At 52.4% G+C, this 13892-nt stretch carries 16 protein-coding genes; 9 read left to right on the top strand and 7 right to left on the bottom strand.

The features are described 5' to 3' along the window. Window positions 1-34 precede the first annotated feature (34 nt). Together OSH03_RS03480 and rluE are read right to left on the bottom strand one after the other, a co-directional pair. Window positions 35-508 carry an NUDIX hydrolase gene (locus tag OSH03_RS03480; protein ID WP_266178284.1) on the bottom strand — a complete coding sequence of 158 codons (474 nt, stop codon included), beginning with the start codon at window positions 506-508 and terminating at the stop codon, window positions 35-37. A gap of 9 nt (window positions 509-517) precedes the next feature. Further along, window positions 518-1171, bottom strand: a complete 654-nt coding sequence (rluE, locus tag OSH03_RS03475) for a 23S rRNA pseudouridine(2457) synthase RluE (RefSeq protein ID WP_151413197.1) — start codon at window positions 1169-1171, stop codon at window positions 518-520. A gap of 117 nt (window positions 1172-1288) precedes the next feature. Between rluE and icd the strand changes: the two genes are divergently transcribed. The 4 genes from icd (at window position 1289) to OSH03_RS03455 (ending at window position 5580) form a co-directional block, all read left to right on the top strand. Next, on the top strand, window positions 1289-2539 hold the full coding sequence (gene icd, locus OSH03_RS03470; RefSeq protein ID WP_061098543.1) for an NADP-dependent isocitrate dehydrogenase: 1251 nt from the start codon (window positions 1289-1291) through the stop codon (window positions 2537-2539). 314 nt (window positions 2540-2853) lie between these two features. Continuing rightward, window positions 2854-4851, top strand: coding sequence for a BCCT family transporter (locus tag OSH03_RS03465; RefSeq protein WP_266178283.1), 1998 nt, complete (start codon window positions 2854-2856; stop codon window positions 4849-4851). Between the two features lie 66 nt (window positions 4852-4917). After that, a complete protein-coding gene (locus OSH03_RS03460; protein ID WP_266178282.1) occupies window positions 4918-5265 on the top strand; it encodes a DUF1304 domain-containing protein in 348 nt (115 codons plus the stop codon). Between the two features lie 69 nt (window positions 5266-5334). Continuing rightward, complete coding sequence (locus tag OSH03_RS03455; RefSeq protein WP_028012755.1) at window positions 5335-5580, top strand: DUF2543 family protein; 246 nt, start codon at window positions 5335-5337, stop codon at window positions 5578-5580. Window position 5581: 1 nt separating this feature from the next. Here the strand turns inward: OSH03_RS03455 and OSH03_RS03450 are convergent, their stop codons facing one another. Then, a complete protein-coding gene (locus tag OSH03_RS03450; RefSeq protein ID WP_266178281.1) occupies window positions 5582-7081 on the bottom strand; it encodes an EAL domain-containing protein in 1500 nt (499 codons plus the stop codon). 172 nt (window positions 7082-7253) lie between these two features. Here OSH03_RS03450 and OSH03_RS03445 point away from each other — a divergent pair, with 172 nt between their 5' ends. Further along, window positions 7254-8738, top strand: coding sequence for a sensor domain-containing diguanylate cyclase (locus tag OSH03_RS03445; protein WP_266178280.1), 1485 nt, complete (start codon window positions 7254-7256; stop codon window positions 8736-8738). A 278-nt stretch (window positions 8739-9016) separates the two neighbouring features. After that, window positions 9017-9265: a GlsB/YeaQ/YmgE family stress response membrane protein gene (locus OSH03_RS03440; RefSeq protein WP_028012758.1), complete on the top strand. Its 249-nt coding sequence runs from the start codon at window positions 9017-9019 to the stop codon at window positions 9263-9265. Window positions 9266-9391: 126 nt separating this feature from the next. Here OSH03_RS03440 and OSH03_RS03435 read toward each other — a convergent pair whose 3' ends face one another. Further along, window positions 9392-9490 (bottom strand): YoaK family small membrane protein, encoded by a 99-nt coding sequence (locus OSH03_RS03435; protein WP_014883431.1) that lies wholly within the window; start codon window positions 9488-9490, stop codon window positions 9392-9394. Window positions 9491-9535: 45 nt separating this feature from the next. Next, a complete protein-coding gene (locus tag OSH03_RS03430) occupies window positions 9536-10555 on the bottom strand; it encodes a sensor domain-containing diguanylate cyclase (RefSeq protein WP_253543481.1) in 1020 nt (339 codons plus the stop codon). A gap of 312 nt (window positions 10556-10867) precedes the next feature. Here OSH03_RS03430 and OSH03_RS03425 point away from each other — a divergent pair, with 312 nt between their 5' ends. After that, a complete protein-coding gene (locus OSH03_RS03425; protein ID WP_045261615.1) occupies window positions 10868-11122 on the top strand; it encodes a putative hemolysin in 255 nt (84 codons plus the stop codon). Between the two features lie 80 nt (window positions 11123-11202). Beyond that, window positions 11203-11508, top strand: a complete 306-nt coding sequence (locus OSH03_RS03420; protein WP_061098538.1) for a nuclear transport factor 2 family protein — start codon at window positions 11203-11205, stop codon at window positions 11506-11508. Here the strand turns inward: OSH03_RS03420 and OSH03_RS03415 are convergent, their stop codons facing one another. Continuing rightward, window positions 11509-11853 carry a DUF488 domain-containing protein gene (locus tag OSH03_RS03415; protein WP_266178279.1) on the bottom strand — a complete coding sequence of 115 codons (345 nt, stop codon included), beginning with the start codon at window positions 11851-11853 and terminating at the stop codon, window positions 11509-11511. It lies immediately after the preceding gene. 101 nt (window positions 11854-11954) lie between these two features. On the opposite strand from OSH03_RS03415, the gene OSH03_RS03410 reads away from it, so the two are divergent. Beyond that, entirely contained in the window at window positions 11955-12662 is a 708-nt protein-coding gene (locus tag OSH03_RS03410) for a CTP synthase C-terminal region-related (seleno)protein (RefSeq protein ID WP_266178278.1), read from the top strand. A gap of 31 nt (window positions 12663-12693) precedes the next feature. Here the strand turns inward: OSH03_RS03410 and OSH03_RS03405 are convergent, their stop codons facing one another. Next, window positions 12694-13881: a CynX/NimT family MFS transporter gene (locus OSH03_RS03405; RefSeq protein WP_266178277.1), complete on the bottom strand. Its 1188-nt coding sequence runs from the start codon at window positions 13879-13881 to the stop codon at window positions 12694-12696. Between the last annotated feature and the right edge of the window lie 11 nt (window positions 13882-13892).

Here is a 13892-nt window from a genome sequence, read left to right as displayed (position 1 = left end):
CTCACGACATTGAACTTCAAGGCGGCGTATTCTATCACGCCCCCCCACCGTTGACACCCTCTGTAAACGGCCAGTTAAATTCTCCGATGACCTCCAGCGGCAGGCGTGCGCCTGACTGCCAACAGCGGATGCTTTCCGCAACCAGCGGCGAGCGCAGGTTTGGCGCGTTCAGGATCTCCTCGGCGGTGACCCACAGGCAGCGATCGATATCGTCATCATGAGGTTCTGTGGCGCACGTTTCGCTAAGCTCAACGGCGAATAAAAAGCGCAGGAATGGGGTGCTGTCGGGCGCAATCCACTGGTGCATGCGGATGAAGTGCTGTGGCTCCGCGCGGATGCCGGTCTCTTCCCAGAGTTCACGTTTTGCTGCCTGTAATAAGGTTTCATTGGCTTCCAGATGCCCGGCTGGCTGATTCCACAGCGCTTTGCCGTTGATGCTCTCTTCTACAACCAGGAATTTACCCTGCGCGTGCACCACGCAGGCGACCGTGACATGAGGTTTAAACATCGTTTCTCCTTAAGGGGCTACGTCCCGCCATTCACCGTTTGCCAGGGAATCCAGCGTGTAGCTGCCCATGGCGTAGCGAATCAGGCGCAGGGTAGGGAAGCCCACGTGGGCGGTCATGCGCCGAACCTGACGGTTACGGCCTTCATACAGAGTGATTTTGAGCCAGCTGGTAGGAATAGATTTGCGCTCGCGAATGGGCGGGTTGCGCGGCCACAGCCACTCCGGCTCATTCACGCGTTCAATACCGGCGGGCAGGGTGGGGCCATCGTTCAGCGTCACGCCGCTGCGCAGTTTCGCCAGCGTCTCTTCGTCCGGCTCGCCCTCGACCTGAACGAAGTAAATTTTTCCGGTGCGTTTGCCCGGCTGCGTGAGCTTCGCCTGCAAGGCGCCGTCGTTGGTTAAGACCAGAAGGCCTTCGCTATCCCGGTCCAGACGACCGGCGGCGTAGACGCCCTGAACGGGGATGTAATCCTTCAGCGTGCTGCGCCCGGCTTCATCGGTGAACTGCGGCAAAACATCGTAGGGTTTATTGAACAAAATCACCCGCTTCGGCTGGTTTTGCTGGGGTCTTTTGGTGGCTTGTCGCGAGCTGAATCGCTCAACCCGGTGTTTTGTAAAAGAAGTTTTCTTCATGGTATTTTCAGGCGTTATCAATTGCCGCATTATAGCCTAATAACGAAGACCTTTCATGGCGCAGGACAATCAGGTACTATCGAAGGGCTCATTACAATTTATTAACATAAGATCAGTAACAACCAGAAGCGCTCGAAGGAGAGGTTAATGGAAAGCAAAGTAGTTGTTCCGGCGGAAGGTAAAAAGATCACCCTGCAAAACGGCAAGATTAACGTTCCTCACAATCCGATCATCCCGTTCATCGAAGGTGACGGTATCGGCGTAGACGTTACCCCGGCAATGCTGAAAGTGGTTGATGCCGCTGTTGAGAAAGCCTACAAAGGCGAGCGTAAAATTTCCTGGATGGAAATTTACACCGGTGAAAAATCTACTCAAGTTTATGGCCAGGACGTCTGGCTGCCAGCGGAAACGCTGGACCTGATCCGCGACTACCGCGTTGCTATTAAAGGCCCACTGACCACCCCGGTCGGCGGCGGCATCCGTTCCCTGAACGTGGCACTGCGTCAGGAGCTGGACCTGTACGTGTGTCTGCGTCCGGTTCGTTACTATCAGGGCACCCCAAGCCCGGTTAAGCACCCTGAACTGACCGACATGGTTATCTTCCGCGAAAACTCAGAAGACATCTACGCGGGTATCGAATGGAAAGCGGACTCTGCTGACGCAGAAAAAGTGATTAAATTCCTGCGCGAAGAGATGGGCGTGAAGAAAATTCGCTTCCCTGAGCATTGCGGTATCGGCATCAAGCCGTGCTCCGAAGAAGGGACCAAACGTCTGGTGCGCGCGGCAATTGAATACGCGATCACTAACGACCGTGACTCTGTGACCCTGGTTCACAAAGGCAATATCATGAAGTTCACCGAAGGCGCGTTCAAAGACTGGGGTTACCAGTTGGCGCAAGAAGAGTTCGGCGGTGAGCTGATCGACGGCGGCCCGTGGCAGAAGATCAAGAACCCGAATACCGGCAAAGAGATCGTCATTAAAGATGTCATCGCCGATGCGTTCCTGCAGCAGATCCTGCTGCGTCCAGCGGAATACGACGTGATTGCCTGTATGAACCTGAACGGTGACTACATCTCCGACGCCCTGGCTGCACAGGTTGGCGGTATCGGTATCGCCCCAGGCGCGAACATCGGTGACGAATGCGCCCTGTTCGAAGCAACCCACGGTACTGCGCCTAAATACGCAGGCCAGGACAAAGTGAACCCAGGCTCTATCATCCTGTCCGCAGAGATGATGCTGCGTCATATGGAATGGTTCGAAGCCGCAGACCTCATCGTCAAAGGTATGGAAGGCGCGATTAACGCGAAAACCGTAACTTACGACTTCGAACGTCTGATGGAAGGCGCTAAGCTGCTGAAATGTTCAGAGTTTGGCGACGCGATTATCGCGAACATGTAATCCAGATTTTGGGTCAAACAAAACGGGAGCCTGATGGTTCCCGTTTTTTTATTTTATTAAGAAGGATAGAGAATACGTGTCCTGAACCTTTAAAAAATTACGCCCTCAGATGGTATCAATGATATTTGGGCGTAGCGCTAAATATTCAGAAGCCAAATCGCCAGCTAGCTGGCTGATTTTTTCGGATCAGATTATTCGTAATAAACGAGCTTAAGCCCTTGCTCACCTGACTGCAAAAGCAACGGATATTTGCTACCCTAAGGAAGATAACGCTTTAGATCCAGAGCGTTCGAAAGTTAATGGAATAAATTACGATGAGTGAAAATGATACTATCCCAAAGAAGTCTACAAGCCAGATTAACAAAGCGGTATTCTTCACATCTGCTTTGTTAATTTTCCTTCTTGTCGCCTTTGCCGCTGTATTCCCGGATTTGGCAGACAAAAAATTCAAACTGCTTCAGCAACAAATATTCACGAATGCCAGCTGGTTCTACATTCTTGCTGTCGCCCTGATTTTACTGAGCGTTACTTTCCTCGGTCTTTCACGTTACGGTGATATCAAACTGGGGCCGGATCATGCCCAGCCTGATTTCAGCTACCATTCCTGGTTTGCGATGCTGTTTTCGGCAGGGATGGGGATCGGCCTGATGTTCTTTGGCGTTGCCGAACCGGTGATGCATTACCTTTCGCCGCCCGTCGGCACCCCTGAGACCGTCGCCGCCGCGAAAGAAGCCATGCGCCTGACGTTCTTCCACTGGGGGCTGCATGCCTGGGCAATCTATGCCATTGTGGCGCTGATTCTGGCATTCTTCAGCTACCGTCACGGTTTGCCGTTAACGCTTCGTTCTGCACTTTATCCCATCATCGGCGATCGCATTTATGGGCCTATAGGCCATGCGGTTGATATTTTTGCCGTGATAGGGACTGTTTTTGGCGTCGCGACATCGCTGGGTTACGGTGTTTTGCAGGTTAATGCCGGTCTGAACCACCTTTTTGGGGTGCCCATCAATGAAACGGTGCAGGTCATTCTGATTGTAGTCATCACGGGGTTAGCGACGATTTCAGTGGTGTCCGGTCTGGACAAGGGAATACGTATCCTCTCTGAACTCAATCTGGGTCTGGCTGTTTTACTCCTGGCGCTTGTGCTGTGTCTTGGACCAACCGTCCTTTTACTGAAATCTTTTGTCGAAAATACCGGCGGTTATCTTTCGGAATTAGTGAGTAAAACCTTTAACCTTTACGCCTACGAACCGAAATCAAGCAACTGGCTTGGTGGCTGGACGCTATTGTACTGGGGATGGTGGCTTTCCTGGTCGCCGTTTGTCGGTATGTTCATCGCGCGCGTATCCCGTGGCAGGACAATTCGTGAGTTTGTTACGGGCGTGCTGTTTGTTCCCGCTGGTTTTACCCTCATGTGGATGACGGTGTTTGGTAACAGCGCCATTTATCTCATCATGAACCAGGGAGCCACTGACCTGGCAAATACCGTCCAGCAGGATGTCGCGCTGGCGCTGTTTAATTTCCTGGAACATTTCCCGTTCTCGTCATTGTTGTCATTTATTGCAATGGCGATGGTCATTGTCTTCTTTGTCACCTCGGCTGACTCCGGGGCAATGGTTGTTGATACGCTGGCGTCTGGCGGCGTCGCGAACACGCCTGTCTGGCAGCGAATTTTCTGGGCATCGCTCATGGGAATTGTTGCTATTGCATTGCTGATTGCGGGTGGCCTGAGCGCGCTGCAAACCGTGACAATAGCGAGCGCATTACCGTTCTCCGTGATCTTATTGATCTCAATTTACGGACTGTTAAAAGCCCTGCGTCGAGATTTGACCAAACGTGAAAGTCTGAGCATGGCCACCATTGCGCCGACTGCCGCACGTAACCCTATTCCGTGGCAGAGAAGGCTGCGTAACATTGCCTATCTGCCAAAACGCTCTCTGGTGAAACGGTTTATGGACGAGGTTATCCAGCCTGCCATGACGTTGGTTCAGGAAGAGTTGAACAAGCAGGGGACGTTGAGTCATATCAATGATGCGGCTGACGATCGTCTCCGGCTTGAAGTGGATTTAGGCAATGAGCTGAACTTTATTTATGAAGTAAGGCTTCGTGGCTATAATTCGCCTACTTTTGCGCTTGCCGCGATGGATAATGATGAGCAGCAGGCGGAGCAGCACCGTTATTATCGCGCAGAAGTTTATCTGAAAGAGGGCGGTCAGAATTATGATGTCATGGGCTGGAATCAGGAACAGCTTATTAACGACATACTTGACCAGTATGAAAAACACCTGCACTTCTTGCACCTGGTTCGTTAATATGTTTTGCCGCCCTTAGGGCGGCATTACGTTAGGGTAGGCACTCTCTTCCAGCAGGAAAAAATAATGTTAGCCACCATTCTTATCGCTGTCGTTGCATTCATCCATATCTACATTCTTGTGCTGGAAATGTTCCTGTGGAACACCAGAACGGGGCATAAGGCCTTTAATCTGCGTCCCGATTTTGCGCGCAACACCCGCGTGCTGGCCGCGAATCAGGGGCTGTATAATGGTTTTCTGGCTGCGGGTCTGCTCTGGAGCCTCTGGCTTGGTGAAAAGGGGTTATCCGTAGCCATCTTCTTCCTGACCTGCGTGTTGATTGCCGGTCTCTTTGGCGCAGCGACCGCCAGCCGAAAGATTCTGTACGTTCAGGCCATACCTGCTCTTGCAGCCCTGCTTGCTCTGCTTATCTGACGCAGCGCGTTGGTTAACCGTACGTCGTCGGATATACTTGTGGCTTCACCCTCAGAGGTTAACGCTGTTATGAATAACGAAATCCCACTGAAGTATTATGACATCGTCGAAGAATACGCGACGGAAGCCACAAAGCCCGTGAGTGAGTCAGAGCAGGACTCGCTGGCGCATTATTTCCAGCTGCTTCTCACCCGTTTGTCGAATAATGAGGAGATCGATGAGGAAGCTCAGCAGGAGATGGCGCGTGAAGCCGGGGTTCGTGCCGAACGTATTGACGATATTGCGAATTTTCTCAACCAGTGGGGAAACGAGTAGCCTACCGCGCGATCCCAGCGAGTCGCTTCGCAAGCTCGCTCCGGGTGACGGATTTTGAGAAATACCATCCCTGAATCAGCGCCTCGGGGTATCTTTCAGCAATAAAGCGATACTGTATTTCGCTCTCTACGCCTTCGAAAACAAGCGTTTTATTCAGTTTTGCGAGGGCGTCGCTAAAGATGACAAAAATGTTCTGCTTGTAATGTTCACTGATGCCATCGACCAGCGACTTGTCGATTTTGATCTCATCATATTCAAGCAGCGATAGCCTTGCCAGGTTTGAGTTTTGCACCCCGAAGTCATCAATGGATATTCTCACGCCAAGATTTTTTAAATCCTTGCAGAAATCTTCCAGAATATTCCCCGTTGAAATAGCTTTTTCAGAAAGCTCGATTTTTATCAGAGAGAGCGGAATATTATTAGCTAAACAGCTACGGCGCAAAATGCTGATAAACTGTCCGTCTTCAATTTCCGTTCGGCCAACATTGAGCGAAACAACCAGATGATATTTAATAATAAGCGGCGCGATATCCGAAAGGGATTTTTGCAGAATATTAATATAGTAATTTTTATACAGGCCGATCTTTTTGATTAATGGAATAAACAGTTCCGGGGAGACGTCACCGTATCTTGCGTCACGCCATCTCGACAAGACCTCAACGCCCACAATCTTTTTATCCTCAATCCGAACAATCGGCTGGTAATGAACGCCGATGGTATTAGTGATAACCGCTTTGACCAGCGTCCGCTCCAGGGAGAACCGGTCCTCGTTGAGTCGAAAGAAAAATAGCGTTATTGCAATCCAGACAAAACATAAAATGACCGCGAGAACGATAAACAAGACGGGAGATAACGAGGCCAGTCCCGCGTTGTGATGCTTCACAATGACACACAAATCCCAGGAGGTGCTGCACTGGGTGAGGGTCAGGGTAAACAAGGATGAATGCAGTTCGCTCTGTTGGTTTAATTCAGGCGTAGCCGAAAAAAATGTCCTGCTTAAGTCCCTGGTGGTGGTGCTCAGAGAATAGCTCTCCGTAACCGGGGTGAATTTATCGTAAGCGTAGCGGGAGGTGAAGATAATGTGATTATTATAGATGGCCGCATTGCCGGTAAAAAAATCTTTTCTGGAAAATTGTGCGAGGAGAAATCCTCTGGGCGTTTCATGGAGTTCTTCAGGAAGCGGAACAGGGTTAACGAGTTTACCCCAAAAAGCGGTACAGACTATTTTTCCCTTTTCAATAAAACCGACGTCTGCAACATAGAGGCTTTCAAGCTTGACCTGCCGGTAGCGATCGAGACTGTCTTTGTCGCATCCCTGTGCGGTCAGGTTTTTGAGGGTCTGCGCTACGCTCTGGGTCAGACCTTCTGAGTGCTGTAAAAGGGTACGGGAAATCTCAAGCTGTTTGCTTTTCTGCTGGCTCACGATAACTGCATTAACCGCAACAAGAGACAGGAAGACCAGAAACGCTGAAACGATAGTAACGGCAATGATCTTTTTCATTTTCCAGATACCCTGTCCGCTCCCTCATCTCTCAAATCTTATCACAGGCAGGACAAGCTACAAGCCTGATAATAACGGCGGCCGTTACGCTTAAGTGCAATTCGTTTTCCTCTTAACCTGAGCTTTGTTACAGTGAAAAGAGTTGTCAGCCAGGGATGCCTGGCGTGATAAGGTGGAAAAGCTCGTGCATGTGAAAAATACTTTTTACACAACAACCATTACCGTCATCATTGTCTCATTGATTGTTTCATTGTCGCTTGCCGTCCAGATTGCCACGTCCCGACAGCAGTCAATTCAGCAGATCAATACCAGCGTTGCCAACCTGAGCCATACCCTGAACGTCTACACGGAAGGGATCATTCGCCAGAGTGAAATGTTGATTACCACCGTTTCTGACACAATTGAAATTTATGGTATGACCCCGCAACAGGCGATCAATATTCAGCTAATGATAAGCAATCAGGATAATCTTCTTACTCAGATTAATAACGTGGTTGTCTATGATGCGCATGGGGATATCTTCACTGCATTGCACAAGAATTTTGCCGGCCCGCATAAAGGCGCGGACAGGGCATTTTTTGTCTATCACAAGGAAAATAAAAGTCAGCAGATTTATATTGGTGAGCCGGTGATAAGCAGAACCAATGGTAAATGGGTTATTACCCTTAGCCGACGCCTTGAAACCCACACCGGTGCATTTAACGGTGTTGTGGTGGTGACGCTGGGTATCGAAAATTTTTTGGCGCTTTATGGACAGATTAATATTGGTCACGCGGGCGTTATTGGTTTAACGACGCAAGCAGGCGTTTTACTGATTCGTTATCCCTTTAAAAATAACTATATCGGTACGATTTTTTCTGACTCACCTCTCTTTAGAAAATACCTCAAGGTACAAAATACAGGTATAGCCAGCTCCGTCTCCCGGTTTGATAAAATCGAACGCATTTATGCCTATGAGAAAAACAGGCGCTACGGACTGGTTACCACGGTAGCGGTAAGCATTGATGAAGCCCTTTCACCGTGGCGCAAGCAGGCGATTCAGCTTGCCGCACTTATTTTGGTGTTTACCGCGACGCTCATCGTGGCGTCCTGTTTCCTCTATTCCGACTTATCCAGAAAAGCACGGGATAACAAAGCGCTAAAGATTATTGCCTCGGAGGATGCGCTGACAGGGCTTTATAACAGGCGCATCTTTGATGAAAAAATCCTCTCGGAAATCGCGGCGTGTGCGGAAAAGGACGCGCCGGTTTCGCTGCTCCTTGTGGATGTGGACTACTTCAAAAAGTACAACGATAACTACGGCCATCCGGAAGGGGACAGATGCCTGGCGTTGCTGGGAAACTGCCTCAGGGAAAGCCTCACCCGCGACAACCAGGTTGTGGCGCGGTATGGCGGGGAGGAGTTTGCGCTGATTTTGCCTGAAACGGATATCCAGGAGGCGCTCCTCCTTGCGCAGGCGATTATTCGCAATGTTTTCTCTCAGCAAATTGAACACGCGTTTAGCCCCTTCGGGCGGGTCACGGTAAGCGTGGGGGTCTCCAGCGCGCGTGCTGTCAACATCGCGGGTAGCCAGCAGAATATTGTTAATGCTGCCGACCAGGCGCTCTATCAGGCAAAACGCGGCGGACGCAACCGGCACGCTTTCGTTGGAGCTTGATCAAAAAAAAGCCCACTCAAGAGTGGGCAAGAAATACTGGAAGCAATGTGAGCAATGTCGTACTGAATACCTGAGTATTTTTCTCAACTATTCAGTGTTGAGAAAGATAATCTTTCTCAACAAAAGATGCAACCCCACAGTTCTTGTGGAAGGGTGTGTTGATGAAGAAATGCGCAGACTCTCTCTGTGAGGCTTATCACAAATTTCCTTTCTCAGATCCTGTGCTATCCTTTTTGTGTCGTTGATTTAATGACAAAAACCATACAGAGAGGAAAGTTATGGGAATTTTATCCTGGATTATCTTTGGGCTTATTGCGGGTATTCTGGCGAAGTGGATCATGCCGGGCAAAGATGGCGGTGGGTTTATCGTCACCATAATACTGGGTATTGTCGGCGCGGTAGTCGGCGGTTGGATCAGTACGCTGTTCGGTTTTGGTAAAGTCGATGGCTTTAACTTCGGCAGTTTCGCGGTCGCGGTGATCGGCGCGCTGGTTGTGCTGTTTATCTACAGAAAGATCAAAAGCTAATACTGAAGCGTTAAAAAGGCTGCCAGATGGCGGCCTTTTTACGTAACGGGGTTACCACCAGCCAAACTGCGTGCCGGCAAACGCCACGACGGCCACGATCAACATAATCAGGGTGGTTTTTCTCATTTATGCCCCCGGAGCCGCGTAACCACCGACAAAAAACCACGCCAGAAATACCACCGCCGTTATAAAAATAACGACCGGGAAGAGGATCCCTATTCTCATATCATCACCTGTTTCGGTTTTTGTAACGCCGTAGAGTGTACGGGGTTAATCCATCGTGAGAAAGCCTGTTTTACTTTTTCCTTTCTTATCCTGATACATCGCGATATCCGCGGCACGTAACGCACTGTCCGGATCGGTTACGCCGGGGTCCACTTCGATAACGCCGAGGCTGGCGCCAGGATAAATAATGCTGATGCTACCCAGCCAGTACTCCCCCGCAATTCGAGCGCTGAGGCGCGTTCTGAGAAGGTGAATTTGCTCCTCATTTTTGACGTTGCTCAGAGTGGCTACCAGAAACTCATCGCCGCCCAGCCGACCGATGATATCGTCCTGCTGTTTTTCTGCGGTCAAACGCTTGCCCACTTCAATCAGGAACTGGTCGCCTGCTTCGTGCCCGTAGCGATCGTTAATCAGTTTGAAATCATCCAGATCGATAAAGGCAATGATGGCGTTACGTTTCAGATGACGCGCCAGGGAAAACAGGGTGGTCAGATCCTCAAAAATGGCGCGACGGTTGGGTAATCCTGTAAGGGCATCCGTGTAGGAGTGCGCGATAAGCGCCGCGTTGGCTTCACGGAGCTGGGTCACCAGAGACTCTTTCTGAATGTACTGACTAATCAATCCGGCGAAGAGTTTTAGCATCTGCTCGCCGCGCGCGCTGAGCGGTTTTTTGGCCGTGCTGGTGGCGCAGAGCGTACCGTATAGCGAGCCATCGGCAAGATGAACGGGGATGCTCATGTAAGTGGTAATGCCGAGTGCTTTCGCCGCTTCACACTCCGGCCAGCGCTCGGGAACATCGTTACTGAACAGCGTGTCGCTATCGAGCGCGCGCTTGCACAGCGTTTCATCCCACGGCACGCTCAGCCCCTCGGGGATCGTCATCTGCTTGCTGTTTCGGGCATAGAGGATGTGCTGCAGCCGCGCTTTGATATCCACCTTCGTCAGGTAAGTCGACTCCATGTCGGTGACGATTTCCAGCATCTCCAGCAGCTGGCGAACAAGACTTTCAAGAGATTGCTCAGTGGCGAGGGTTTCTGAAACACGGGCAAGGATAATATCCGACATGACGTAGAAAGACTCCCAGGCAGAAGACGTCTGCATCTGCATGTTATGCTGAATTCGTAGGCTTCCGGCATAGTTAAACATGAATGCAGAAAATTTAATACAGGCTGAAAGAAGGGGGATTGGGCGGGGAAAAAAAGCCCCGTTGTTGAGAGCGGGGCAAAGACATCTTGATTACGGAATGATGTTCTCTGGTCAAAGTGAGAACATGCCAGACTATAGCGTTGAAAAGTGCAGTTAGAATGGAGAAATCATGGAGAAAGCGGCGACAAGCCGTTACCCTTAGCCAACGATGATGTTAAAAGGATCAACAAGATGAGATTTCTGCTACTGGCGCTGGCGCTTCCCCTGGTTGCCTGCACCGCAAAAACAACCCCACCCGACGCCCCGAAACCGCCCCACGCCGTGGGTATGGCGAACCCGGCTTCCGTTTACTGCCTGGAAAAGGGCGGGGAACAGGTCCCGATTCAAAGCCCGCAGGGTGTCCGCACCGAGTGCAAGCTGCCCGGCGGCGAAGTGATCGACGAATGGACGCTCTATCGTCGCGATCATCCGCAACCCGCCAGGTGACAGAGGGATAGTAGCTGCGATACACTTCTCTTTAGGATTATTCTTAGCCAGTATCTGGCTACCGTTACCGCGAGAGAAGTATGTTTCAGCTTAAACCGGGCAGCATGGCGATGATCGTTGGTGCCCGCACGGCGTCAGGCCGCCGCAATATTGGTAAATCCGTTGAGCTATTTGGCCTTTGCCAGCCCGGCCAGCGTTTCGTTAACCCGGTCAACGGCGTGATGACGCAGTTACCCGCAAGCGCGGACCGCGCGCTCTGGCTGGTGACGGGAGACGTCTACGCCTTTGACAATCAGCACGGCTTTGCGTTTGTCCGCGCCGAACACCTGATGCCGCTTACCCCGGACGAAGCTCCGCAAATTCAGAATGCGCTGACGGTCGGCTGATCACAGATGGCGCAGCCAGTCGGCTAAGACCAGAGCGTGATTCTGCTTCGTGTCCTTCGCGCCGTAGAGCAGGGTTACGGTCTGCTTGTGCGCCAGCGCCGCCAGACGCTCTCCCTCGTCCTTATGCTGCGCCAGTTCGTCCTTGTAGGCTTGAGTGAAGGCCGCGAAATCAATCGCTTCGCTATGAAAGTCCTTGCGTAACGCACTGGACGGCGTGAGCGTTTTACACCATTCATCATACGCGAGGTCCGTTTTTTTAACCCCGCGGGGCCAGAGCCTGTCCACCAGAACCCGATAGCCATCGTCCGGGCTTGCCTGCTCATAGACGCGTTTGCACTGAATCATGATTCCACCCTCCCAATTTAAGGTATTGTGATAATTGCAGAAGATCGGTAGTCTGAGGTTCCTTATGTTATCTGATAATACTCTGGCATAAGGAACCTTTCATGGAACACCTCCCGGTTAAAACGACGCTGCGCATTGCGCTGGTTGGCGATTACAATCCTGACGTTATTGCACACAAGGCGATCCCGCTGGCTATTGACGACGCCGCCGCAGTCCTTGACCTCACCGCCGATTACGACTGGCTTGCCACCACGGAATTAACCAGTTCTGAGGATCTGGTGGGCTACGATGCCATCTGGCTGGTTCCCGCAAGCCCCTATAAAAATACCGAGGCGGCCTTTATTGCCGCACGCTACGCGCGTGAAAACAGCATTCCGTTCCTGGGCACCTGCGGTGGATTCCAGCATGCGTTAATTGAATATGCCCGTAACGTGCTGGGCTGGCGCGATGCGGCACATGCTGAGACGGATACCGAAGGTACGATGGTGATTGCGCCGCTGGCCTGCTCGCTGGTGGAAAAAACCGAAGCCATTGAGCTGCGCAATAATACGCTGATCGCGAAGGCCTACGGAAAGCCGGAAATCGTAGAGGGTTATCGCTGTAGCTATGGCGTATCGGCGGCATTTGCCCGGGAACTGGAGAGCGGTGATATGCGCGTGACGGGCTGGGACGAGCAGGGGGAAATCCGCGCGGCGGAGCTGGTGACCCATCCGTTCTTTGTGATCACCTTATTCCAGCACGAGCGTGCTGCGCTGGAAGGGCGTCCGGTGGTGCTGGTGCAGGCAATGCTGCGCGCGGCGCGCGGGTAAAAAAGGCAGACCCGATGGTCTGCCATCGTGTTTATCGGGGCGCGATTTCCCGGTCGCGCCCGGCAAGTACGCCGCAGATGGCCATGACGACAGCGGCCAGCGCGCAGGCGAGAAGCGGGATCCGCCAGTCTCCAGCCGAATCGTGAATTTTGCCCATCAGCGGCGGACCGCAGGCGGCGAGCAGATAACCAATAGACTGCGCCATACCGGACAACGCTGCCGCCTGGTGTGCGGAGCTGGCGCGCAGGCCGATGAACGTCAGGCCGAGGATCATCGTTGCCCCGGTACCAAAGCCAAACACCAGCGTCCACATCACCGCCATATCAGGCATAAACCACAAGCCCGCCGCGCTAACCGCGCACATCAGCCCAACCGCTCCGGCGATGGTTCGCTGATCCTTCAGACGATGGAGGACGAGCGGAACGGCAAGCCCCGGCACGGCAGTAGCCAGCTGTAAAAGGCCATGCACCGAGCCGGCCTGCGCTTCGCTGAAGCCATGGCTGAGCAATATGGCCGGCAGCCAGCCGATGACAACGTAATAAATCAGCGAATTAATCCCCAGAAAGAGCGTCACCTGCCAGGCGAGTGCCGAGCGCCAGATCGCGCGGTTATGCAGCGCGCCGGCGCCCGTTACCGTTGCGACGTGTTTTTGGCGCCACTGCGGCAGCCAGAGCAACAGGGCAATCAGCGGAAACACCATCAGCATCAGCAGCGCGCCATGCCAGCCCGCTTCACCCTGCGCCAGCGGAACGATCAGCGCCGAGCCTAGCGCGGCAGAGACACCCATAGTCAGGGAGTAGGCGCCCGTGAGTCGGGCAACCTGGCCCGGGAAATCACGCTTAATTAAGCCGGGCAGCAGCACATTTCCGAGCGCGATCCCGCAGCCGATGACCGCCGTTCCGATGAAAAGCAGGGTAGCGGAAGGCAGGGAGCGAACCGCAATCCCGATGCAAATCAGCATCAGGGCGATAAACAGGCTGCGCTCCATGCCGATACGCCGGGCAACGCCTGCCGCGAGCGGGGAGACAAGAGCAAAGGCCAGCAGGGGCAGGGTGGTCAGCAGACCGGTCTGTGCCGTGCTTAAGCCATAATCAAGGCGAATGGTATCGAGCAGCGGGGCTGCTCCGGTAAAGGTGACGCGAAGCGTGGTGGCAATCATCAGAATGCCTGCAATCAACAGCGCGCCCTGTTTTCCTGAGGTGCGAAGAGCAGTAGTCATTGTGTTCTCAT

Origin of the sequence: Enterobacter nematophilus (assembly GCF_026344075.1) — a bacterium.
GTDB classification, from domain to species: domain Bacteria; phylum Pseudomonadota; class Gammaproteobacteria; order Enterobacterales; family Enterobacteriaceae; genus Enterobacter; species Enterobacter nematophilus.
The sequence above is the reverse complement of the archived record's forward strand: the minus strand, read 5'-3'. Positions and strand labels throughout refer to the sequence as shown.

What these genes read in the sequence shown, in the direction of transcription:
- OSH03_RS03480 (WP_266178284.1), bottom strand. Translation starts at nt 508, where the DNA reads ATGTTTAAACCTCATGTCACGGTCGCCTGCGTGGTGCACGCGCAGGGT.
- rluE (WP_151413197.1), bottom strand. Translation starts at nt 1,171, where the DNA reads ATGCGGCAATTGATAACGCCTGAAAATACCATGAAGAAAACTTCTTTT.
- icd (WP_061098543.1), top strand. Translation starts at nt 1,289, where the DNA reads ATGGAAAGCAAAGTAGTTGTTCCGGCGGAAGGTAAAAAGATCACCCTG.
- OSH03_RS03465 (WP_266178283.1), top strand. Translation starts at nt 2,854, where the DNA reads ATGAGTGAAAATGATACTATCCCAAAGAAGTCTACAAGCCAGATTAAC.
- OSH03_RS03460 (WP_266178282.1), top strand. Translation starts at nt 4,918, where the DNA reads ATGTTAGCCACCATTCTTATCGCTGTCGTTGCATTCATCCATATCTAC.
- OSH03_RS03455 (WP_028012755.1), top strand. Translation starts at nt 5,335, where the DNA reads ATGAATAACGAAATCCCACTGAAGTATTATGACATCGTCGAAGAATAC.
- OSH03_RS03450 (WP_266178281.1), bottom strand. Translation starts at nt 7,081, where the DNA reads ATGAAAAAGATCATTGCCGTTACTATCGTTTCAGCGTTTCTGGTCTTC.
- OSH03_RS03440 (WP_028012758.1), top strand. Translation starts at nt 9,017, where the DNA reads ATGGGAATTTTATCCTGGATTATCTTTGGGCTTATTGCGGGTATTCTG.
- OSH03_RS03435 (WP_014883431.1), bottom strand. Translation starts at nt 9,490, where the DNA reads ATGAGAATAGGGATCCTCTTCCCGGTCGTTATTTTTATAACGGCGGTG.
- OSH03_RS03430 (WP_253543481.1), bottom strand. Translation starts at nt 10,555, where the DNA reads ATGTCGGATATTATCCTTGCCCGTGTTTCAGAAACCCTCGCCACTGAG.
- OSH03_RS03425 (WP_045261615.1), top strand. Translation starts at nt 10,868, where the DNA reads ATGAGATTTCTGCTACTGGCGCTGGCGCTTCCCCTGGTTGCCTGCACC.
- OSH03_RS03420 (WP_061098538.1), top strand. Translation starts at nt 11,203, where the DNA reads ATGTTTCAGCTTAAACCGGGCAGCATGGCGATGATCGTTGGTGCCCGC.
- OSH03_RS03415 (WP_266178279.1), bottom strand. Translation starts at nt 11,853, where the DNA reads ATGATTCAGTGCAAACGCGTCTATGAGCAGGCAAGCCCGGACGATGGC.
- OSH03_RS03410 (WP_266178278.1), top strand. Translation starts at nt 11,955, where the DNA reads ATGGAACACCTCCCGGTTAAAACGACGCTGCGCATTGCGCTGGTTGGC.
- OSH03_RS03405 (WP_266178277.1), bottom strand. Translation starts at nt 13,881, where the DNA reads ATGACTACTGCTCTTCGCACCTCAGGAAAACAGGGCGCGCTGTTGATT.